At 58.8% G+C, this 20,248-nt stretch carries 20 protein-coding genes; 11 read left to right on the top strand and 9 right to left on the bottom strand.

What is annotated here, in order from left to right; genetic code table 11:
* The first annotated feature begins 128 nt into the window (after window positions 1-128).
* Window positions 129-443 (top strand): putative quinol monooxygenase, encoded by a 315-nt coding sequence (locus CES87_RS13635; RefSeq protein ID WP_128606515.1) that lies wholly within the window; start codon window positions 129-131, stop codon window positions 441-443.
* A gap of 3 nt (window positions 444-446) precedes the next feature.
* On the opposite strand, the gene CES87_RS13630 is transcribed toward CES87_RS13635, so the two are convergent.
* Entirely contained in the window at window positions 447-1,211 is a 765-nt protein-coding gene (locus tag CES87_RS13630) for a sulfite exporter TauE/SafE family protein (protein ID WP_128606514.1), read from the bottom strand.
* A 228-nt stretch (window positions 1,212-1,439) separates the two neighbouring features.
* Between CES87_RS13630 and CES87_RS13625 the strand changes: the two genes are divergently transcribed.
* Genes CES87_RS13625 through CES87_RS13615 form a run of 3 tightly spaced genes read left to right on the top strand, consistent with a single transcriptional unit; the run spans window position 1,440 to window position 3,373 of the window.
* A complete protein-coding gene (locus CES87_RS13625) occupies window positions 1,440-2,324 on the top strand; it encodes a LysR substrate-binding domain-containing protein (protein ID WP_128606513.1) in 885 nt (294 codons plus the stop codon).
* A gap of 44 nt (window positions 2,325-2,368) precedes the next feature.
* Entirely contained in the window at window positions 2,369-2,944 is a 576-nt protein-coding gene (locus CES87_RS13620; RefSeq protein ID WP_128606512.1) for an NAD(P)H-dependent oxidoreductase, read from the top strand.
* Window positions 2,945-3,001: 57 nt separating this feature from the next.
* The gene (locus CES87_RS13615) at window positions 3,002-3,373 is read left to right on the top strand and encodes a MerR family transcriptional regulator (protein ID WP_128606511.1); all 372 of its coding nucleotides are present in this window, start codon (window positions 3,002-3,004) and stop codon (window positions 3,371-3,373) included.
* Between the two features lie 50 nt (window positions 3,374-3,423).
* Here the strand turns inward: CES87_RS13615 and CES87_RS13610 are convergent, their stop codons facing one another.
* The 3 genes from CES87_RS13610 to kynU form a co-directional block, all read right to left on the bottom strand.
* Window positions 3,424-4,812 carry an amino acid permease gene (locus CES87_RS13610; protein WP_128606510.1) on the bottom strand — a complete coding sequence of 463 codons (1,389 nt, stop codon included), beginning with the start codon at window positions 4,810-4,812 and terminating at the stop codon, window positions 3,424-3,426.
* Between the two features lie 99 nt (window positions 4,813-4,911).
* The gene (locus tag CES87_RS13605; RefSeq protein WP_128606509.1) at window positions 4,912-6,225 is read right to left on the bottom strand and encodes an OprD family porin; all 1,314 of its coding nucleotides are present in this window, start codon (window positions 6,223-6,225) and stop codon (window positions 4,912-4,914) included.
* Window positions 6,226-6,330: 105 nt separating this feature from the next.
* Window positions 6,331-7,581 (bottom strand): kynureninase, encoded by a 1,251-nt coding sequence (kynU, locus tag CES87_RS13600; RefSeq protein WP_128606508.1) that lies wholly within the window; start codon window positions 7,579-7,581, stop codon window positions 6,331-6,333.
* Between the two features lie 220 nt (window positions 7,582-7,801).
* Here kynU and CES87_RS13595 point away from each other — a divergent pair, with 220 nt between their 5' ends.
* On the top strand, window positions 7,802-8,275 hold the full coding sequence (locus CES87_RS13595) for an Lrp/AsnC family transcriptional regulator (protein WP_128606507.1): 474 nt from the start codon (window positions 7,802-7,804) through the stop codon (window positions 8,273-8,275).
* Window positions 8,276-8,547: 272 nt separating this feature from the next.
* On the opposite strand, the gene CES87_RS13590 is transcribed toward CES87_RS13595, so the two are convergent.
* Window positions 8,548-9,561, bottom strand: a complete 1,014-nt coding sequence (locus tag CES87_RS13590) for a helix-turn-helix domain-containing protein (protein WP_128606506.1) — start codon at window positions 9,559-9,561, stop codon at window positions 8,548-8,550.
* Between the two features lie 387 nt (window positions 9,562-9,948).
* Between CES87_RS13590 and antA the strand changes: the two genes are divergently transcribed.
* The 4 genes from antA to CES87_RS13570 are packed head-to-tail and all read left to right on the top strand — an operon-like array spanning window position 9,949 to window position 14,319.
* A complete protein-coding gene (gene antA / locus CES87_RS13585; protein WP_128606505.1) occupies window positions 9,949-11,340 on the top strand; it encodes an anthranilate 1,2-dioxygenase large subunit in 1,392 nt (463 codons plus the stop codon).
* On the top strand, window positions 11,340-11,831 hold the full coding sequence (gene antB / locus CES87_RS13580) for an anthranilate 1,2-dioxygenase small subunit (protein ID WP_128606504.1): 492 nt from the start codon (window positions 11,340-11,342) through the stop codon (window positions 11,829-11,831). Before antA ends, antB begins: the two co-directional genes overlap by 1 nt.
* A gap of 18 nt (window positions 11,832-11,849) precedes the next feature.
* Window positions 11,850-12,872, top strand: a complete 1,023-nt coding sequence (antC, locus tag CES87_RS13575; RefSeq protein WP_128606503.1) for an anthranilate 1,2-dioxygenase electron transfer component AntC — start codon at window positions 11,850-11,852, stop codon at window positions 12,870-12,872.
* Between the two features lie 43 nt (window positions 12,873-12,915).
* A complete protein-coding gene (locus tag CES87_RS13570; protein WP_128606502.1) occupies window positions 12,916-14,319 on the top strand; it encodes an amino acid permease in 1,404 nt (467 codons plus the stop codon).
* A 58-nt stretch (window positions 14,320-14,377) separates the two neighbouring features.
* Here CES87_RS13570 and kynA read toward each other — a convergent pair whose 3' ends face one another.
* Together kynA and kynB are read right to left on the bottom strand one after the other, a co-directional pair.
* Complete coding sequence (gene kynA, locus CES87_RS13565) at window positions 14,378-15,232, bottom strand: tryptophan 2,3-dioxygenase (protein WP_128606501.1); 855 nt, start codon at window positions 15,230-15,232, stop codon at window positions 14,378-14,380.
* Complete coding sequence (kynB, locus tag CES87_RS13560) at window positions 15,229-15,894, bottom strand: arylformamidase (RefSeq protein ID WP_128606500.1); 666 nt, start codon at window positions 15,892-15,894, stop codon at window positions 15,229-15,231. The genes kynA and kynB overlap by 4 nt, the downstream gene beginning before the upstream one ends.
* A gap of 287 nt (window positions 15,895-16,181) precedes the next feature.
* On the opposite strand from kynB, the gene CES87_RS13555 reads away from it, so the two are divergent.
* Window positions 16,182-16,526 carry a cupin domain-containing protein gene (locus CES87_RS13555; RefSeq protein ID WP_007946320.1) on the top strand — a complete coding sequence of 115 codons (345 nt, stop codon included), beginning with the start codon at window positions 16,182-16,184 and terminating at the stop codon, window positions 16,524-16,526.
* 169 nt (window positions 16,527-16,695) lie between these two features.
* Here CES87_RS13555 and mmsB read toward each other — a convergent pair whose 3' ends face one another.
* Both mmsB and CES87_RS13540 read right to left on the bottom strand, forming a co-directional pair.
* Complete coding sequence (mmsB, locus tag CES87_RS13545; protein WP_128606498.1) at window positions 16,696-17,583, bottom strand: 3-hydroxyisobutyrate dehydrogenase; 888 nt, start codon at window positions 17,581-17,583, stop codon at window positions 16,696-16,698.
* 10 nt (window positions 17,584-17,593) lie between these two features.
* Complete coding sequence (locus CES87_RS13540; RefSeq protein WP_128606497.1) at window positions 17,594-19,120, bottom strand: CoA-acylating methylmalonate-semialdehyde dehydrogenase; 1,527 nt, start codon at window positions 19,118-19,120, stop codon at window positions 17,594-17,596.
* A gap of 163 nt (window positions 19,121-19,283) precedes the next feature.
* Here CES87_RS13540 and CES87_RS13535 point away from each other — a divergent pair, with 163 nt between their 5' ends.
* Entirely contained in the window at window positions 19,284-20,231 is a 948-nt protein-coding gene (locus CES87_RS13535; RefSeq protein WP_128606496.1) for a LysR family transcriptional regulator, read from the top strand.
* Window positions 20,232-20,248: the final 17 nt, after the last annotated feature.

The raw sequence follows: 20,248 nt of genomic DNA, 5'->3' as shown, positions 1-20,248 counted from the left end.
GCAGATTAACGATCTGGTTCACGCGGAAAAAGCGCTCGTTGCGCAACATTCATTTGACCCATACGCACGAATCATCAGGCGATTGTTGCCTTAGACTGGCGCCGATTCTGACCTGAGGAGCGATTTTCATGAGTGAAATGCAAGGCTTTATCCTGCACGCCAAGACCCGTCCGGAAAAATCCGACGCCTTCGAAGGGTTTTTCAGCAGTTATGTAGAAGCAAGTCGCGCCGAACCTGGTTGCATCGAGTACCACATGCTGCGCGATAAACAGGACCCGACCCTGTTTATCTTCTATGAAATCTGGCAGTCCCAGGCTCACCTCGATGTGCATTCGAATCTGCCGCACATGAAGCAGTTTCTTGAGCAGCGCGATGAATATCTGGAGCGGGATTTCGAGATCCGCGCCATCGAGATGATCAGCCCCCCGTCCAATAACCGCTAGCCGCTAACTGCTGATCAACAAATGACCGCCCAGCAATCCAAGGCCAATGAAGAACACGCGCTTGAACAACACGGCGCTGATCCGCTGGCGCAGCCACTGCCCCAGCCACATGCCGAGCACCGCCGGGATCAGCGCCAGCAGCGACGCACTCAACTCGCCACCGCCGAGGGCGCCGCGCCATAACAGCCCGCCGGCCAATGCCAGGGTGGAGACGGTGAACGACAATCCCAGCGCTTGCACCAGCTCATCCTTGCTCAAACCCAGCGCTTGCAGGTATGGCACCGCGGGGATTACGAACACGCCCGTGGCCGAGGTGATGATGCCGGTCAACATGCCGCACAGCGGACCGAGCCAGTGTTCGCTGCGCCTGCTGACGCGCAAGGTCGGCAGAAACAATCCGCTCAAGGCATAGAGCAACAACGCCGCGCCCAATCCCCGCACCACCCAATGCCCACCGGCCATGCCGATCCAAAGCGTGCCGGCACCGGTGCCGATGAAGATGGCCAGCAACATCGGCCACAGTCGTTTGATCAGCCCGAGCAGATGCCCGCCGAATGCCAATTGCCAGACATTGGTCAGCGTGGCCGGGATGATCAACAGCGCCGCAGCCTGCGACGGCGCCATAGCCAGACCGAGCAAGCCCATGGCAATGGTCGGCAGGCCGAGACCGATCACACCTTTGATCATGCCAGCCAGTAGGAAGGTGGCGATGACCAGCATAGAGAGGGCCAGACCGAGGTTTTGGTAGAACGCGGCGAGTGTATTCATGGGGCTATGGTGAGCCTGGAATGGCCGGTTGAAAATCTGCCATATACTGAGGGTGCCTCTGCCATAACAAGAGGCATAAGTTGAAGCTGCCGACGCCTTCGCGGGCAAGCCCGCTCCCACAGGGTTTTGCGGCGAATGCAAATTTTGTATCCAACACAAATCCACTGTGGGAGCGGGCTTGCCCGCGAAGGCGTCCGCACTGACGCCACACCTCTCTGGATTGCCACAATGCACTTCGACCTGACCGACCTGCGCCTCTACCTGAACATCCTCGACACCGGCAACATCACCGCCGGCGCCGCTCGCAGTCACCTGTCCCTGGCGGCCGCCAGTGCGCGTATCCGGACCATGGAAGCTTCAATGGGCATCGAATTTCTGCAGCGCGGCCGTCGCGGCGTCACGCCGACACCTGCCGGCAAAGCCCTGGCACAGCACGCCCGCACCCTGCTGCAACAGGCCGAGCGCATGCAACAGGACCTGGCCGAATACGCCAACGGTGTCAAAGGCCAGATCCGCTTGCTGTGCAACACCACGGCAATCACCGAATACCTGCCGGAGCTGCTCGCCGATTTTCTGCGCGATCACCCCAACCTCGACATCGATTTGCAAGAAATGCCCAGCTCGCGCATCACCCACGCCTTGCGCCAAGGTGCGGCGGACCTGGGTATCGTGTCCGACGCGGTCGATACCGATGACCTGCAAACAGTGCCGTTTCGCGATGATCCGCTGGTGCTGATCGTGCCCGGAGATCACCCGCAGGCAAACGCCGCATCGTTAAGTTTTGCCGACTCACTGCATTACGACTACGTCGGCTTGAACGCCAACAGCGCGTTGGCCGTGTATCTGGAGGAACAGGCGCTGCACGTCGGCTCACGCATGCAGATCCGCATCCGCGCCGAGGGTTTCGATGGGGTGATGCGCATGGTGGCCCGGGGGGCGGGGCTGGCGATAGTGCCCCTTGCGGCGGTCGAACGCGGGTCTGGCAAACAGCCGTTCACCAGCCTCGTCCTGCAAGAGCCCTGGGCCCAACGCAAACTCTTGATCTGCGCCCGCGACTTCGCAACGTTGCCCGGTTACGCCAAGGCCTTGCTGCACGCCTTGACTCTCCCCTGAGGGGCAGACTTTACCCTTGAGGTTTCATTTTCAGGGACAGAACCGTGGGCAAACGCATACTGGTCATTCTCGGCCACCCTTCAAGCCACAGCTTCTGCGGCGCCCTCGCCGAGCGCTACGCACAGTCGGCGTTGCGCGCCGGACATGAGGTACGCCAGTTGTTTTTGGGCAACATGATATTTGACCCGGTGCTGCGTGAAGGTTATCAACAGGTCCAGCCACTGGAAGGCGATTTGCTTCAGGCGCAGGCAGACATCCTGTGGGCCGAACACCTGACGCTGGTCTATCCAATCTGGTGGGGTGGGATTCCGGCCTTGCTCAAGGGCTTTTTCGATCGGGTGTTCCTGCCGGGTTTCGCTTTCAAATATCGCCAGGGCAAAGCCTTTCCCGACAAACTCCTTCTAGGCCGTACGGCTCATTTGCTGGTGACCATGGACACACCGCCCTGGTATTACCGCTGGTTTTACCGCATGCCCGGGCTGCACCAGGTTCGCAAGACCACCCTGGAGTTTTGCGGCATCAAACCGACTAGAACCCTGACCTTCGGCCCGATTCTCGGCTCCAAGGCCACGCAAAGGGATATCTGGCTAAAACAGGCGCAGGCTATCTCCCATGGTTGAATGCGGCGGGCCGCCCATTCGGGCACACTGACATGGACATTCGAAGAAGGATTTTTCATGTTCATCGGCAAGGCTGCGCAGCTATCGGGATGTACCGTCAAGAGTATCCGCCACTACGAAGCCATCGGCTTGTTACCCGCCGCCCAACGCCAGGGCAACTACCGGATCTACACCGAGCAAAGCGTGGAGCTGCTGATTTTCATCAAGTGTGCCCAGCAACTGGGTTTCAGGCTCAAGGAGATGCAGGCAATGTTCGACCGACACCCAGGCGAAGTACTTACCCTGGAACTGGCCCGGGCAGCCATTGCGGACAAGAAACGCGAACTGATGAACAGCATCGACTCACTGCAACGGCTGCATGGCGAGCTGGAGGCCTTCGAGGCCAGTCTCGCTCATGCCGAGGATCAATGCCGGCTCGGCAGTCGTTGAAGACCACCGTCCGGCAATGAAGCCCGCGGTCTACGCCTTCGGCAGTGGACTCAACGCCGCGACGGTCTTGGGCTTTCTGAAAACAGGCCGTAGACAACCGTTAGCAGCAGCAGAAACGGCACACCGAAAACCAATGTCATCCTGAAGGCTTCGGTGAAGTAGGTGGTGATCATCACCGCGCCCATCAGCACCAAACCCAGCAACGTCGTGTACGGAAACAGACGCATGCGGAAGGACAGTTTGCGCTCGCCATGGCGCTGGTGATAACGGCGGAAACAGTAGTGCGTCAGGAAGATCATGAACCAGGTGAAGATGGCGCCGAACATGGAGATCGCCATCATCAAGGTGAACGAGCTATCCGGATACAGGATGTTGAGCAAGGTCGCCAGGGCAATGCCCGAACTGGACAGCAACAATGCGTTCAGCGGGATACCGGTCTTGCTCAGTTTGCCCATGGACTTGGGTGCGTAACCGCCACGGGACAGGCTGAACATCATGCGCGTGGTGATGTACAACTGGCTGTTCATCGCTGACAACGCCGCGATCAGGATCACGAAATTCATCACGCCGGTCGCGCCGGGAATACCGATGGCTTGCATGACCGTGACGAACGGGCTCTGGGCGTGACCGGCCTGGACCCAAGGCACGATCGCCAGCATCAGCGCCAGGGTCAGCAGATAGAACACCACCAGTCGCACGATGGTCGCGCGAAAAGCCTTCTTCACGGCCTGCTCCGGGTCCTGCGCTTCGCCGGCGGCTACCGCGATCATCTCCACACTCAGGTAGCTGAAGATCGACACAATCACCGCGACCCACATTCCTTGCAGGCCATGAGGGAAAAAGCCACCATGCGCGGTGTAATTGTGTACGCCGTATTCCGGGTTGCCGGAGCCGAACACCACATACACCGCGAGAATGATGAAGCCGACAATCGCGCCGATCTTGATGGTCGAGAACCAGTATTCGAAGGTGCCGAATGTCTTCACGCTGATGGCGTTCAGCACGATCAGCACACTGGAAAACGAGACTATCCAGATCCACTCCGGCACATTGGCGAACCAGTACTTCATGTACATCGCCACGGCCGTCACTTCGGTACCGACCGCCAGTACGATCGCCGCCCAATAGGCATAGCGCACCAGGAACCCGGCCAGCGGGCTGACATAGAATTCGGCATAGGCACCGAACGAACCCGAAGTCGAATGGGCCACGGTCATTTCCGCCAGGCAACCCATCAACAGCAACGTGATGATGGCGCCAATGGCGTAGCTGAGCAGCACGCTCGGCCCGGCGTACCCGATCGCGTAGGCACTGCCCATGAACAACCCGGTGCCAATCGCACCGCCAATGGCGATCATGCTCATCTGCCCCGACGTCAACTGACGTCGCAGGCCCTGCTCACGGTTGGATATCGTTTCAAATCCGGCGTTATCAGCCATTTTTATGTCCTCTGAATATTGTCTTTCTTGAAGAGCACGTCGTTGGTACTGCGGTTGGGAATCAGCGGTGGGGATCAGCCACGCACAGCAGGACACGGATCAGAAAATACTCAGTGGATATTCGAAAATGACGCGGATTTCGTTGTTGTCCGTGGTGTCCGCCCGGGCCACTTGAGCGGTCGAACGCACACTGGCTTGACGCACCCGCACCGACAGATCACGGGCCGAGCCCGACTGCACGACGTAGCGCGCTTCGATGTCGCGTTCCCAGCGCTTGCCGTCATCGCCGTAACGTCCATAGGCGCCGTTGGGGCCGCCGTCGTAGTGGCTGTCGTCGATATGGTCACCGCTGACGTAGCGCGACATGAAGCTCAGGCCCGGCACCCCGAACGCCGCCATATCCAGGTCGTAGCGCAGTTGCCAGGAACGTTCGTTGGGGGCGTTGAAGTCGAGCACCTGAACCGAGTTGGCGAGGAAAATCGAAGTGCCCGGCTGCTGATCGAACCCCAGATAGTCGAACGGCTCATCGCCATCGACGCGTTGATACGCCAGGGTCAATCGATGGGCGCCGAACTTGTAGGCAGTGGCCAGCGACCAGGTGGTGTTGTCGATCTTGCCGGCCAGGCTTTGGCCATCGTCGTTAGTGCGGTAAATATTGAAATCCAGGTTCAGCGACTGGCCTTCGCTCAGGGCAAAGGTGTAGTTGGTGTTGGCGTAGTACTGCCGCCAGATATCGGTGAACTGCGAACCGTACAGGCTGACGCTCAGTTGATCGTTTACGGCATAACTGCCCCCCAGATAATCGACGCTGCGGGTTTCCACCCCGGCATAGAGCGCCTTGAGGGCACCATCGGCGTTGGTCGAGTTACTGTCATTGCCGGAAGTGAAATGACCGATGTCGAGTTGCAGTGCTTTGAGTTCGTTACTGGTCAACTGAAAGCCGTTGGCCACGGAGGTGAACAGTCGCGCATTGCCGGTGCCGAACACCGGGTTGAGCGGGGTCAGGTTGCCGTATTTGAGCTCGGTACGGGAGATCCGCGCCTTGAGTGCGCCACCCGCTTCGGAGTACTCATCCTCGGGACGGCCATCTGAATCGACCGGCAGCAAACCGGTGCCGGTACGCCCCCTGCCGCTGTCGAGTTTGATCCCCAACTGCGCATAGGCATCGACCCCGAAACCCACCGTGCCCTGGGTAAAACCGGAACGGTAGTCGAGCATGATCCCGTGGGCCCATTCATCCCGATAATTCTGGCCACCCGGATTGTTGAGGTTGTTGCGATAGAAATAGAAGTTACGGTTGGTCAGGGTCAGGCTGCTGTCTTCGACGAATCCCTTGTCGGCGGCGGCATAGGATATTTGCCCGAGGCAACTGGTGATGGCGAGCGGCAAGGCGGGCCAGAGGGACAACTTCATTCTGCGTGCTCCTTATTATTGTGTTTGCACAGAACTCTTTATTGGCGACGACCGAAGCCTTGCTGCCAGGAAGGTCCCGGCAGCAAGACGTGAACGGTGGAGGGATTAGGTGACGCTGTGGCGAACCTGGAATTGCGCTTGCGCCCAGGTTTTATCATCGAGAATTTCGCCGAGGATCTGCACTGCATCCCAGACCTCGGTGAAGGTCGTGTACAGCGGGGTGAAGCCGAAGCGCATGATCCGCGGCTCGCGGTAATCACCGATCACGCCGCGGGCGATCAGGGCCTGAATCACTGCATAACCTTCGGGGTGCTCAAAACTGACGTGACTGCCACGTTTGGCGTGTTCACGCGGGGTGATCAAGGTCAATTCATGAGCGGCGCAACGTTGCTCGACCAGTTCGATAAACAGGTCGGTCAAGGCCAGGGACTTACGGCGCAGGCTGGCCATGTCGGTCTGGGCGAAGACATCCAGCCCGCACTCGACCATCGCCAGAGAAGTAATCGGCTGAGTGCCGCACAGATAGCGAGCGATGCCATTGCTCGGCTCGTAGCGCGACTCCATGGCGAACTGCCGCGAATGGCCGAACCAGCCCGACAGCGGCTGCGGTACCAGATCGCACAGCTGCGGCGATACCCAGACAAACGCCTGTGAACCGGGACCACCATTGAGGTATTTGTACGTGCAACCAATGGCGTAGTCGGCACCCGCCTGATGCAGATCGACCGGTACCGCCCCGGCGGAGTGCGCCAGGTCCCAGATCGCCAGCGCGCCACACTCGTGAGTGAGCGCGGTCAGGGCTTGCATGTCGTGCATGTAGCCGGTCTTGTAATTGACATGGGTGAGCATGACCACCGCCGTGTCCTGGTCAATTGCCTGCGGCAGCTCTTCAGGGCTGTCCACCAGTCGCAGGGTGTAGCCCTGCTGCAGCATGTCGGTCAGACCTTCGGCGATGTACAGGTCCGTGGGGAAATTGCTGGCTTCGGTGACGATGACCCGCCGCGTTGGCGACCGGGTAGCCTGCACACGCAGCGCGGCGCTGAGCACCTTGAACAGGTTGATCGAGGTGGTGTCGGTCACCACGACTTCACCGTCGCCGGCGCCAATCAGCCCGGCCAGGCGATTGCCCAGACGCTCGGACAGATCGCGCCAGCCAGCACTGTTCCAGCTACGGATCAAGCCATTGCCCCATTCTTCGGCGATCACCGCCTGAGCCCGGGCCAATGCCGCGACGGGCCGCGCGCCCAGGGAATTACCGTCGAGGTAAATCACGCCTTCAGGGAGCGCGAACTGCTGACGCAGCGCAGCCAAAGAGTCCTGAGCATCAAGCGCCAGGCAATCGTTTCTTGTAGTCATTGAGAGTCCTGTTTTTTGAAAGACATGCCGTCCGGGCAGATCGCAAACGTCGGGGCGGGCAGAAGGTTCTACTTCGTATTTCAGGCCAGATTTGCGCCTTTTCGGTGGAGAGATAATGAACGAAGCATTGGAGAATTTTCGTGCAAAGTAAGCGGCCTTATAGTAGTTATCTCGCAGAAAATTCGAATCCAACTCCATTAACCGCGGATTTATTTCAACCATGAATCTCGACTCGACCGACCTGCGAATCCTCCATCAACTGCAACAGGATGGCCGTATCAGCAACCAGGAACTGGCGGAGAAAGTTGCCCTCTCGCCGTCGGCCTGTTTACGCCGATTGCGCCTGCTGGAAAGCGAGGGAATCATCACCGGCTATCGCGCCGTGCTGAATGCCGAGCGGCTGGGAATCGAACTGGAAGCCATCGTCCATGTGTCATTGCGACAGGACGTCGAGGGCTGGCACGAGACCTTCATCAAGAAGGTCCAGTCATGGCCGGAAGTGGTTACTGCGTATGTGATCACGGGGGCAAGCAACTATGTGCTGCGGGTCCAGGCGCGCAACCTCAAACACTTCTCCGATTTCATCGTCAACCACCTGAACCGCACGGCGGGTGTCACCGATATCCGCTCGGAAATCGTCCTGCAGAAAATCAAGGAGCGGGAAGAGTTGCTGGATCTGGTTGTGCGCAAGTAAGGGGCTTACATCGATTTACTGTAGGAGCTGGCTTGTCGGATCGCCGCACCGCAGCGAAGGCGGCCTTGCGTCGTGCAGCGCCAATGAAAACGCCTTCGCCAGCAAGCCGGCTCCTACAGATTTGGGGGTGTCCAAAAGGTCCTAGTGTGTACGCATTTGTGTAGGCGCTGGCTTGTCGGATCGCCGCACCGCAGCGAAGGCGTTCTTTCAGCCGCTGAAGATGTCGACCGAGCAACCGCTTTCGCTGGCAAGCCAGCTCCTACAAGCGCCCCTCAGAAGCCGCGCATGCGTCGGGCTTCGTTGCGCTGCAAGGTCATGCTGGGGGATTCGTCGAACAGCTTGCGGTACTCGGCGGAAAAACGACCCAGGTGGGTGAAACCCCAACCCATGGCGATCCCCGAAATATTACGCGCTGAGCCATGCTCAAGAATCTCCTGGCGCACGGCGTTCAAGCGGTATTTTTTCAGGTAGACCATCGGTGACAACGCAAAGTACTTCTTGAACGCTTCGAACAGCTTGAAGCGCGAAACCCCAGACGCCGCTTCAATGTCCTCCAGGTGCAGCGCCTCGCGGGCGTTGTCGTGGATGTATTGCCGCGCCCTGATCAGGTAGTGCGGCAGCTTCACGCCCAACACCTCGCGCAACTCTTCTGAGTAGTTGTTCGGCTGGGCGAGGATCAGGCCCTTGATCAGCGAACTTTCGATGTCCCGGGTGAAGGCCACCTGCTCGTAGAGCTCGCTGCTGCGTTCCAGTTCGGCAATGAAGTAACGCGCCATGCGCCACCACGAGGCCGACGCGCCGTCGACCGCATCCATCACCGGTTCGAAGCGCAGCGGTGCATCCAACGGGCGTTGCAGCAGACCTTCAAGGGATTCGCTCATCGCAAGGCGGGTGATCACCACCTGGACCTTGCGGCAATCCCCGGAGATAGCCAGCAGCTGATTTTCATTCGGGGAAATGATCACCCCCTGGTCGCGGTCAGACTTCACCACGCTGCCGTTCTTGCTCAACTCCTGCTCGCCCACCAGGGGCAAGCTCAGGCTGTAACTGCTGAAGTGCTCGGCATCTTCGATATCAATGGTGACATCGGTGCCGTATTCGATGGTGCCCAGGGTCGTGGCCATCGACTTGAACATATTGGCGTTGTGATGAAAGCGGATCCGCTCGGGCGTCGCGGTCACGAGTCGATGGGGCCCGCAGATACCGGACATCCAGCTTCTGGCGGCCTCAAGGTCATCGCTGTCGACACGAATGTCGCGAAACTGCGAATCAGTGTTGCTGGTCATCACGGTGCACCCACGGGCTATTTTTCTGGCGCGCTCTGACGGCGCGTCTCCGACTTGAAAAAGGCAAGTTCCAAGCCACAAGAAGCCAGCGCCAACTTAGTGGATAACAATCCTCGACTAAGTGGATAACGCAGCCGGCCAGAGGCATGCAAACGCTGTCAAACAGCACTCGATGCCTCACAAAACAGTACCTGATTGCTGCAAACAGGTGCAGCCGTTCATCGTTTGGTGCGCAGTTTGAGTAGCCGCTGCCCAGCTTGATACCTGGAGGGTGTTACCCCACGAATTTTCTGGACTGCCTTCGCCGACAAACCGGATAGACCCCCACCCGCCCCACTCCCTCTAATGGGCACACCGATTAGCCCTAATAAAAACAGGTACACACCCATGAGTGGCGAAAAAAACGTCGAGCAGTGGAAAGCGTTTATCCAAGGCTGTCTGGATTTCCGTCCGGTAGAGGGCGTGTTCCGGATCGCCCGGGACATTTTCACCGAGCCGCAGTTGTTCGATCTGGAGATGGAACTGATCTTCGAGAAGAACTGGATCTACGCCTGCCATGAAAGCGAGCTGGCCAATAACCACGACTTCGTGACCATGCGCGCCGGCCGTCAGCCGATGATCATCACCCGCGACGGCGACGGTCAGCTCAACGCGCTGATCAACGCCTGCCAGCATCGCGGCACCACCCTGACCCGTGTCGGCAAAGGCAATCAGTCGACCTTCACTTGCCCGTTCCATGCCTGGTGCTACAAGAGCGACGGTCGCCTGGTCAAGGTCAAGGCGCCAGGCGAGTACCCGGAAGGTTTCGACAAAGCCACCCGTGGCCTGAAGAAAGCCCGTATCCAGAGCTACAAGGGTTTCGTGTTCATCAGTCTGGACGTTCACGCGGACAACAGCCTGGAAGACTTCCTCGGTGACGCCAAAGTGTTCTTCGACATGATGGTCGCCCAGTCGCCTACCGGTGAGCTGGAAGTGCTGCCAGGCAAGTCGGCGTACACCTACGACGGCAACTGGAAACTGCAAAACGAAAACGGCCTCGACGGCTACCACGTCAGCACCGTTCACTATAACTACGTGGCCACGGTGCAGCATCGCCAGCAAGTCAACAGCGAGAACGGTACCAGCAGCGGCAGCACCCTCGACTACAGCAAACTGGGGGCAGGCGATGCCAATACTGATGACGGCTGGTTTGCCTTCAACAACGGCCACAGCCTGCTGTTCAGTGACATGCCGAACCCGACGGTACGCTCTGGCTATGCGACGATCATGCCGCGACTGGTCGAAGAACACGGTCAGGAAAAGGCCGAATGGATGATGCATCGCTTGCGCAATCTGAACATCTACCCAAGCCTGTTTTTCCTCGATCAGATCAGCTCGCAACTGCGCATCATCCGCCCGGTGGCGTGGAACAAGACCGAGATCATCAGCCAGTGTCTGGGCGTTAAAAACGAATCGGATGCCGACCGCGAAAACCGCATTCGCCAGTTCGAGGATTTCTTCAACGTTTCGGGCCTGGGCACACCGGATGACCTGGTGGAATTCCGTGAGGCCCAGCGTGGTTTTCAGGCGCGCCTGGAACGCTGGAGCGATATTTCCCGCGGCAGTCATCAATGGGCCACCGGCGCCACGCCAAACAGCGAGTCGATCGGTATTGTCCCGGCCATGACCGGCACTGAGTTCACCCACGAAGGGCTTTACGTCAACCAGCACAGCAACTGGCAGAAATTCCTGCTCGATGGCCTGGATGCGAAATCCCTGAAACTGCGTGAGGTGCAATGATGAATGCGCAATTGCAGTACCAGATCGAACAGTTTTTCTATCGCAAATCCGAACTGTGCGACGCCCAGGATTGGGACGCCTATATCAAGCTGTTCGACGAGCAAAGTGAGTTCCATCTGCCGCAATGGGACTCCGAGCACGTTTACACCCGTGACCCCAAACGCGAAATGTCGCTGATCTATTACCCCAATCGTTCAGGCCTGGAGGACCGCGTGTTCCGCCTGCGCACGGGCAAATCTGCGTCCTCGACCCCGATGCCGCGCACCTTGCACTTGATCAACAACGTGCGCATCGGCGAACTCGAAAACGGAGAACTGGAGGTGCGCCTGAACTGGCACACGCTGTTCTATCGCCTGGCCACCTCCGAGCAGTTTTATGGCCGCGCGACTTATCGACTCAAGCCCCACGCTGACAGCTGGCTGATCAGCCGCAAGCATGTGTTGCTGCTCAACGACACCATCAACTCGGTACTCGACTTTTACCACCTCTGAATCCATGGAGACCGAGGCATGAATCACAAAGTAGCGTTCAGCTTTGCCGACGGCAAAACGCTGTTCTTTCCCGTAAAACCTAACGAAATCCTGCTCGACGCCGCCCTACGCAACGGCATCAATATTCCCCTGGATTGCCGCGAAGGTGTCTGCGGAACCTGCCAGGGGCGCTGCGAATCCGGCGACTACAGTCAGGACTATGTCGATGAGGAAGCCCTCTCCAGCCTGGACCTGCAGCAGCGCAAAATGCTCACCTGCCAAACCCGGGTGAAGTCGGACGCGGCGTTTTATTTCGACTTCGCCTCCAGTCTGTGCAACGCCAGCGGCCCTGACCGACTCAGTGCGACGGTCACTGATGTGCGGCAGATTTCGGCCAGCACGGCGATTTTGCATCTGGACCTCGGCACTGCAACCCAAGCTCTGGATTACCTGCCGGGGCAATACGCACGACTGCTGATTCCCGGTACGCAAAGCATGCGTTCCTACTCGTTCGCCAACCGGCCGAGCAGCAGCAATCAGTTGCAGTTCCTGATTCGCCTGCTGCCCGACGGGGTCATGAGCAACTACATCCGTGAACGCTGTCAGGTCGGCGACGAAATCGTATTGGAAGCACCGTTGGGCGCCTTCTATCTGCGCCATGTTGCCAAACCGCTGATTCTGGTGGCGGGCGGTACCGGACTTTCGGCATTACTGGGGATGCTCGACGAACTGGCCGAACGCGGCTGCGGGCAACCGGTGCATTTGTATTACGGCGTGCGGGACGCTGCCGACCTGTGCGAACGCGACCGCATCGACGCCTATGCCGAACGCATCCCGGACTTTCGCTACACCGAAGTGGTCAGCGATCCGTCGCCGCAATGGACGGGAAAACGCGGCTACATAGCCGAGCACTTCAATACCAGTGAACTGCGCGATGGCGAGGCCGATATGTACGTCTGCGGGCCACCGCCGATGGTCGAATCGATCAAGAGCTGGTTGCAGGACCAAACACTGGAGAACGTGCACCTGTATTACGAAAAGTTCACTGAGAGTAATATCTGACCCCTCAATTCAGGCCTGACAACAACAATCAAAAGGGAACGCCATGGCGGACGAAATCTTGCAACAGGGAACACTCAAGCGGGGGTTGAAAAACAGGCATATTCAACTCATCGCCTTGGGTGGCGCGATTGGTACAGGGTTGTTTTTGGGGTCGGCCGGGGTGCTCAAGTCTGCCGGACCTTCGATGATCCTCGGCTACGCAATCGCCGGTTTCATTGCCTTCCTGATCATGCGCCAGTTGGGCGAGATGATTGTCGAGGAACCGGTCGCCGGCTCCTTCAGTCATTTTGCCCACAATTACTGGGGCGGCTTTGCCGGTTTCCTGTCGGGCTGGAACTACTGGGTGCTGTATGTGCTGGTGGGCATGGCCGAGCTGACAGCCGTCGGCAAGTACGTGCAGTTCTGGTGGCCGGAAGTACCGACCTGGGTCAGCGCGGCGGTGTTCTTCGTGCTGGTCAACCTGATCAACACACTGAACGTCAAAGTCTTTGGCGAGATGGAGTTCTGGTTCGCGATCATCAAGGTCGTGGCGATCATTGGCATGATTGCCCTGGGTTGCTACATGCTGGTCAGCGGCACTGGCGGCCCGCAAGCATCGGTGAGCAACCTGTGGGACCACGGCGGGTTCTTCCCCAACGGCTACAGCGGTCTGCTGATGGCGATGGCGTTTATCATGTTCTCCTTCGGCGGCCTGGAACTGGTCGGCATCACGGCCGCTGAAGCCAGCGAGCCGAGGAAGGTCATTCCCAAGGCCATCAACCAGGTGGTTTACCGGGTGTTGATTTTCTACGTCGGCGCACTCACCGTGCTGCTGTCGCTGTACCCCTGGGACCAACTGTTGCAGACACTGGGCGCTTCCGGCGATGCCTACAGCGGCAGCCCGTTCGTGCAGATTTTCGCCTTGATCGGCAGCGACACCGCGGCGCAAATCCTCAATTTCGTGGTGCTCACCGCCGCGCTGTCGGTCTACAACAGCGGCGTCTACTGCAACAGCCGCATGCTCTACGGTCTGGCCGAACAAGGCGATGCACCCAAGGCACTGATGCAGCTGAACAAACAGGGTGTGCCCTTGCTGGCACTGGGCGTCTCGGCGTTGATCACGATGTTGTCTGTGCTGGTCAACTACCTGGCCCCGCATGAAGCGCTTGAGCTGCTGTTCGCACTGGTGGTCGCCTCGCTGATGATCAACTGGGCGATGATCAGCTTGACCCATATCAAGTTTCGCAAGGCCATGGGCCAACGCGGCATCGTGCCGGGCTTCAAGTCGTTCTGGTTTCCCTTCAGCAACTATCTGTGCCTGGCGTTCATGGCCATGATCATCATCGTCATGTGGATGATTCCGGGGATACGCGCCTCGGTATTTGCCATTCCGGTGTGGATATCGGTCATCTACCTGTTCTATCGGATGCGTATCGCAAAGCATCGCGACTTGCCCGTGGCGCAATAACCACGCAAAAAAAACGCCCCGGCATTCAATGAATGCCGGGGCGTTTTCATGTGCGTTTTCAGAGCGTCGAACGTAGCCGCCATAACTCGGGGAACAGCACGGTATCGAGCATTTTGCGCAGATAACCTACCCCATCAGTGCCACCGGTTCCCGGTTGAAAGCCGATGATCCGCTCTACCGTGGTGACATGCCGGAAGCGCCATTGGCGGAACGAGTCTTCGAGGTCGATGAATTTTTCCGCCAGTTGATAAAGGTCCCAATACCGCGACGGGTCGGTGTAGACCTCACGCCAGGCGGCTTCGACCGAGCTGTCATGCTCAGTCGGGCGGGCCGGGTCACGTTCGAAGCGTTGCGGGTCAATCTTCAGGCCGGCATTGGCGAGCAAGCGAATCGATTCGTCATACAGCGAAGGGGTTGCCAGCGACTTCTCTAGCTCCTGCAGCAGCTCCGGGCGATGGGCGTGGGGCCGCAGCAGGGTTGCGCTTTTGTTGCCCAGAATGAACTCGATTTCCCGGTACTGAAAAGACTGGAAACCCGATGATTGCCCCAGAAATGGCCGTATCGAGTGGTACTCGGTGGGCGTCATGGTGGCCAGCACTGTCCAGGCATGCACCAGCTGATCAAAGATGCGCGAGACTCGCGCCAGCATCTTGAAAGCCGGCGGCAATTCACCGAGGCGCACATGTTCGCGGGCGGCCTTGAGCTCGTGCAACATCAGCTTCATCCACAGCTCGGACGTCTGGTGCTGAATGATGAACAGCATCTCGTTGTGGTCCGGTGACAAGGGGTGCTGGGCACTGAGAATGCGCCCCAGGTCCAGGTAGTCGCCGTAACTCATGGAATCGGAAAAATTCAGTTCAGCGTTATGCCATTCTTCTGTAGCGTTGGCGGATGAGTAAGGGCATTGGCTCATTGGGCAATCTCCTCGCGTTGCGGCAAAGTCAGTGGTCGTAAAATAGCCCTCACTGGGCTAGCGTCGAGATGGGCAAAGCGCAGCGGCAGCGCGATCAACTCATAATCCCCTTCCGGGACTTCATCCAGAACGATGCCTTCAAGGATGGCCATGCCGTGACGGGCCACCGCGTTGTGTGAATCCATGGTCTTGGATTGTTGCGGGTCCAGCGATGGCGTGTCGATGCCGATCAAGCGCACGCCAAGACTGGCCAGCAGGTCGACGGTTTCTTTGGCGACCGCTGTAAAGTCGGGGTCCCAGGTACTGAGTGGCGCTTGACGATAGGTGCGTAGCAGAACGCGCTCGGGCAGGTTTGCCAATCGGCCTGCCAGTTGCTCCGGCTGCACCAGCCGACCGCTGTCCAGGCAATGCAAGACACGACAAGGCCCGATGTAGATATCCAGCGACACATCACCAATGGCCATGCCATCAGCGCTGTAATGCAGCGGTGCATCAACGTGGGCACCCGTGTGAGGTGACAAAGTGATGCGCCCGACATTCACCGGGCACTCGGGCCCGAAAGTCCAGACGCGTTCTTCCTGGAACGGCGTATCCCCCGGCCAGGTCGGTGTGGCGGCACTCAAGGGCGGGCTGATGTCCCACCACGACATTGTTTTATTCATTGCAACGTTCTCGGACTTTTCCGAGATGAATGATACGAGCGATGCCCGTGAAGATTCTTGCAAAATCATCTAACAACACCTGACGCTTTCGCAAAAACTGCCAGCAAACGCGAGTTTATCAACAGGAAATTTCAACGAGGATGGCGGCCGATTTTATCCACCCGCCTTGCGCGAGCAGGCCGTGGCTACTGCGTTTATGGATACCTCAGTGTCGAGCACAGACAACTGATACCGGGCCAAGCCCGATAGGGTGCGTCTTCAGCTCTCCCCCAACGCCCGGAGTCATCATGACCGCACCGATTACCGTTCTTCGCGACACCCATCCGCTGCCTGTACTCGACGCCTGCAAATGGGAAAAACTCGAAGGCGACCCGCACACCGTCAACCTCAACGCCTACACCAGCGAAGACGGCAGCAAGATCATGGGCACCTGGATCTGCACACCGGGCAAGTGGTATGTGGAATATGTGAAGTGGGAATACTGCGATTTCCGCGAGGGGTACTGCATCATCACGCCAGAAGGAAAGGAGCCGATTCACCTGCGTGCCGGTGACATTTTCGTCATCGAGCCTGGGATGAAAGGCACCTGGGAAGTAGTGGAAACCGTGCGCAAGTATTTCGTTTTTGCCTGATACAAAAAAACCGGGAGATCACCTGATGTGATTTCCCGGTAAATGTCGATGCGTATGTGCCACTCCTGTAGGAGCGAGCTCGCTCGCGAAAAACTCGAAAGCAACGCGGGAAACAGACTCCCCGCGTTATCGTTTACGACCATCGCGAGCAGGCTCGCTCCTACAGGTTTTATTGCGGTTTGCGGTAGCTGTTGATGATCGCAGAGAAGTCGTTGCCCCCTTCCCCGCGCAGGCTCATCGCCTGATACAACTGCTGGGCCACCGCGCCGAGTACTACCGGTTGGTGCGCCTGTCGCGCCGCTTCAGTGGCCAGTCCCAGATCCTTGAGCATCAATTCGGCACCGAAACCACCGGTATAACCGCGCGAGGCCGGCGCCGTTTCGACGATGCCGGGCCACGGGTTGTACATCTCCGAACTCCAGCAACGCCCGGTCGAGCTGTTGATGATGCCAGCCAGCACCTTGGTGTCGATGCCCAGGGCATCGCCCAGCGCCATGGCTTCGCTGACGCCGACCATGGAAATCCCCAGCAGCAGGTTGTTGCAGATCTTGGCGATTTGCCCGGTGCCGACTTCGCCGCAATGCACGATATTGCGGCCCATCTGCGCCAGCACCGGTTGCAGGGTGGCGAACAGTTCCGCCGTGGCGCCAACCATGAAGGTCAGTGTCCCGGCCGTCGCACCGCCAGTGCCGCCGGAAACCGGTGCATCGGCCATGGCCACACCCTGTTTGGCCGCAGCGGCGGCAACGTCACGGGCGGTTTGCGGATCGATGGTGCTGCAATCCACTGCCGGCACACCTTTACCGATACCGGCGAGCACGCCGTCTTCACCGAGCCAGACGCTGCGCACATGCACAGCAGCCGGCAGCATGGTGATCACCAGTTCCGCGCCCTGTGCCGCTTCACGGGCCGAGGCACTGATGCTGCCGCCCAGTTGCTCCAGCTCTGCCAGCACGGTTTTGTTCAAGTCGACCAGATTCAGCGAGTGACCGGCCTTGATCAGGTTGCGCGCCATCGGCGCGCCCATGTTGCCGAGACCGATAAAAGCGATTTTCATACCCGGCTCCTTAACGCAAGTTGATGGTGGTGTTTACGCCGTCATTGACGCTGTCATCATCGAACCAGCGACTGGTGACAGTCTTGGTCTGAGTGTAGAACTGCACCACTTGCTTGCCATACGGGCCGAGGTCGCCGAGTTTCGAACCGCGGGAACCGGTGAAGCTGAAGAACGGCACCGGCACCGGAATCGGGATGTTGATACCGACCTGGCCGACGTCGATTTCGGTCTGGAATTTACGCGCCGCCGCACCGCTCTGGGTGAACAGGCCTGTGCCGTTGCCGAACGGGTTGGCGTTGACCAGGGCAATCGCCTCATCAAGAGTGGCGACTTCCAGCACCACCAGCACAGGGCCGAAGATTTCCTGGGTGTAGATCTGCATGTCGGTGGTCACGCCGGAGAACAAGGTCGGGCCGACAAAGTTGCCCTTCTCGTAACCGGGAACCGTGATCTCGCGACCGTCCAGTTCCAGCTTGGCGCCTTCCTTGATGCCGCTCTCGATCAGTTCGAGAATCCGCGCCTTGGCCTTTTTCGAAATGACCGGACCGACATCAGTACCTGGCTCACTGCCGGCATTGACCTTAAGCTTCTGCGCCAGCGCCTTCATATCTGGCAGCCATTGCTTGGCCGCACCCACCAGCACCACCACAGACGTGGCCATGCAGCGCTGCCCGGCCGCGCCGAAACCGGCGCCCACTAGTGCATTCAGCGCTTGCTCGCGATTGGCATCGGGCAGCACCACTGCGTGGTTTTTCGCGCCCATCATCGACTGCACGCGTTTACCGTGTTTGCCAGCCAGGTCGTAGACGTGAGTTCCGACTGCGGTCGAGCCGACGAAGGAAACAGCCTTGATGTCTTTGTGGGTGCAAAGCCCGTCCACCACGTCCTTGCCGCCGTGCACGACGTTCAGTACACCGGCCGGGATACCGGCTTCGATAGCCAGTTCCACCAACAGCATGGTCGACATCGGGTCCTGTTCGGACGGTTTGAGTACGAAGGTGTTGCCGCAGGCGATGGCCATCGGGAACATCCACAGCGGAATCATCGCCGGGAAGTTGAATGGCGTGATGCCGGCGCATACGCCGATAGGCTGACGCAGGGTGTAGGTGTCGACACCGCCTGCGACGTTTTCAGCGAACTCGCCCATTTGCAGGGAGCCGATGGAGCAAGCGTGCTCGACCACTTCCAGGCCACGGAAAATGTCACCTTCAGCGTCGGCAATGGTTTTGCCCTGCTCGGCGCTCAGGACTGCGGCGATACGCTTGGAGTGTTCGCGAATCAGCGCCTGGAGCTTGAGCATGATGCGCATCCGCGCGCCGATCGGGGTCAGCTTCCAGGTCTGGAAGGCGCGATGGGCTGCGCTGATCGCCGCGTCGACTTCTTCAGCGGTCGCGAATGGCACTTTGGCCAGCACTTGCTGGGTCGCCGGGTTGACGATGTCGTGCCATTCGGTGGTCTTGGACTCGACCCACTCGCCGTTGATCAACAGCTTGACCTTTTGCACGGTCGTTTCGTTAGGCGTAAGCGATGCGTTCATGGTGGGTCTCCTGGACGTTGTTCTTATTCAGAGAGCTATCGGGGGAGCCAAGGCGAGAAAGTCGCCTTGAGTTGAGACGTGTGCCGCGAATTGGTTGTCGGGCTGTTTTTGGAGTATAGATGTGCAAACTTCTGATAAGAACGCACATAAAAGCCGGTCCAACATGCAAAAAAACATCACGTCGTTAGGCTCGTTGAACTGGGATGACCTCAAGTTTTTCCTCGAGGTGGCCCGAACCCGCAAGGCCAGCACCGCCGCCAAGCGCCTGGCGGTCGACTACACCACCGTGTCGCGACGTATCAGCTCGCTGGAAGCGTCATTGGGCACGCTATTGTTCGAGAAATCCCGGACCAGCGGCTTTGTCCTGACCGCTGAAGGCCAGCGCCTGCTGGGTTATGCCGAGTCGATCGAAAGCACGCTACACATGGCCTGCGAGCAGGTTTCGGGCTCCGGCGTGGCGCTGTCCGGTCATGTGCGCATGGGCTGCACCGAAGGTTTCGGCAGCTTCTTCATCACCCCGCAGCTAAGCCACTTCGTCGACGCTTATCCGGCAATCTCGGTGGACATCCTGCCACTGCCGCACTTCATCAGCCTGTCCAAGCGCGAAGCGGACATCGTCATCGCCCTGGAACGCCCGGAGCATGGCCCCTACGTTTGCTGCAAGCTGACGGACTACCGTCTCCAGTTGTACGCGACCCAGGATTACCTGGACAAACACCCGGCCATCCGCCGCCCGGCAGATCTGGCTAAACATTCATTCATCAGTTATGTCGACGACCTGGCGTTCAGCTCGGAGCTACTGTACCTGGCCAACGTATTGCCCGGCGCCAGCGCCAACTTGCGCAGTACCAGCGTGATCGCGCAGTTCGTGGCGGCGCAGCAAGGGCGATCGCTGGCAATCCTGCCCTGCTTCCTCGCGGCGCAGGACCCACGTTTGCTGCCGGTGTTGCCGGAGGAGATCAATATCACCCGGCAGTTCTGGATGTACTGCCGCGAGGACCTGCGCAAGCTCAAGCGGATCACCCTGTTGTGGGATTACATCCGCAGCGTGACTGAGCAGAATCAAGGTTTGTTGATGGGCGCAAGTCGCGAAATGCTGTTCGCCGATTAATCGGCGTTCACCACGAT

The organism is Pseudomonas sp. ERMR1:02 (assembly GCF_002277815.1).
GTDB lineage: Bacteria > Pseudomonadota > Gammaproteobacteria > Pseudomonadales > Pseudomonadaceae > Aquipseudomonas.
Note: the sequence above shows the minus strand (reverse complement) of the source record. Positions and strands in the feature narration are given on the sequence as shown.

Excerpts from the sequence above, each read along its gene's own strand:
- CES87_RS13635 (WP_128606515.1), top strand. The coding sequence starts at position 129 with ATGAGTGAAATGCAAGGCTTTATCCTGCACGCCAAGACCCGTCCGGAA.
- CES87_RS13630 (WP_128606514.1), bottom strand. The coding sequence starts at position 1,211 with ATGAATACACTCGCCGCGTTCTACCAAAACCTCGGTCTGGCCCTCTCT.
- CES87_RS13625 (WP_128606513.1), top strand. The coding sequence starts at position 1,440 with ATGCACTTCGACCTGACCGACCTGCGCCTCTACCTGAACATCCTCGAC.
- CES87_RS13615 (WP_128606511.1), top strand. The coding sequence starts at position 3,002 with ATGTTCATCGGCAAGGCTGCGCAGCTATCGGGATGTACCGTCAAGAGT.
- CES87_RS13610 (WP_128606510.1), bottom strand. The coding sequence starts at position 4,812 with ATGGCTGATAACGCCGGATTTGAAACGATATCCAACCGTGAGCAGGGC.
- CES87_RS13605 (WP_128606509.1), bottom strand. The coding sequence starts at position 6,225 with ATGAAGTTGTCCCTCTGGCCCGCCTTGCCGCTCGCCATCACCAGTTGC.
- kynU (WP_128606508.1), bottom strand. The coding sequence starts at position 7,581 with ATGACTACAAGAAACGATTGCCTGGCGCTTGATGCTCAGGACTCTTTG.
- CES87_RS13595 (WP_128606507.1), top strand. The coding sequence starts at position 7,802 with ATGAATCTCGACTCGACCGACCTGCGAATCCTCCATCAACTGCAACAG.
- CES87_RS13590 (WP_128606506.1), bottom strand. The coding sequence starts at position 9,561 with ATGACCAGCAACACTGATTCGCAGTTTCGCGACATTCGTGTCGACAGC.
- antA (WP_128606505.1), top strand. The coding sequence starts at position 9,949 with ATGAGTGGCGAAAAAAACGTCGAGCAGTGGAAAGCGTTTATCCAAGGC.
- antB (WP_128606504.1), top strand. The coding sequence starts at position 11,340 with ATGAATGCGCAATTGCAGTACCAGATCGAACAGTTTTTCTATCGCAAA.
- antC (WP_128606503.1), top strand. The coding sequence starts at position 11,850 with ATGAATCACAAAGTAGCGTTCAGCTTTGCCGACGGCAAAACGCTGTTC.
- CES87_RS13570 (WP_128606502.1), top strand. The coding sequence starts at position 12,916 with ATGGCGGACGAAATCTTGCAACAGGGAACACTCAAGCGGGGGTTGAAA.
- kynA (WP_128606501.1), bottom strand. The coding sequence starts at position 15,232 with ATGAGCCAATGCCCTTACTCATCCGCCAACGCTACAGAAGAATGGCAT.
- kynB (WP_128606500.1), bottom strand. The coding sequence starts at position 15,894 with ATGAATAAAACAATGTCGTGGTGGGACATCAGCCCGCCCTTGAGTGCC.
- CES87_RS13555 (WP_007946320.1), top strand. The coding sequence starts at position 16,182 with ATGACCGCACCGATTACCGTTCTTCGCGACACCCATCCGCTGCCTGTA.
- mmsB (WP_128606498.1), bottom strand. The coding sequence starts at position 17,583 with ATGAAAATCGCTTTTATCGGTCTCGGCAACATGGGCGCGCCGATGGCG.
- CES87_RS13540 (WP_128606497.1), bottom strand. The coding sequence starts at position 19,120 with ATGAACGCATCGCTTACGCCTAACGAAACGACCGTGCAAAAGGTCAAG.
- CES87_RS13535 (WP_128606496.1), top strand. The coding sequence starts at position 19,284 with ATGCAAAAAAACATCACGTCGTTAGGCTCGTTGAACTGGGATGACCTC.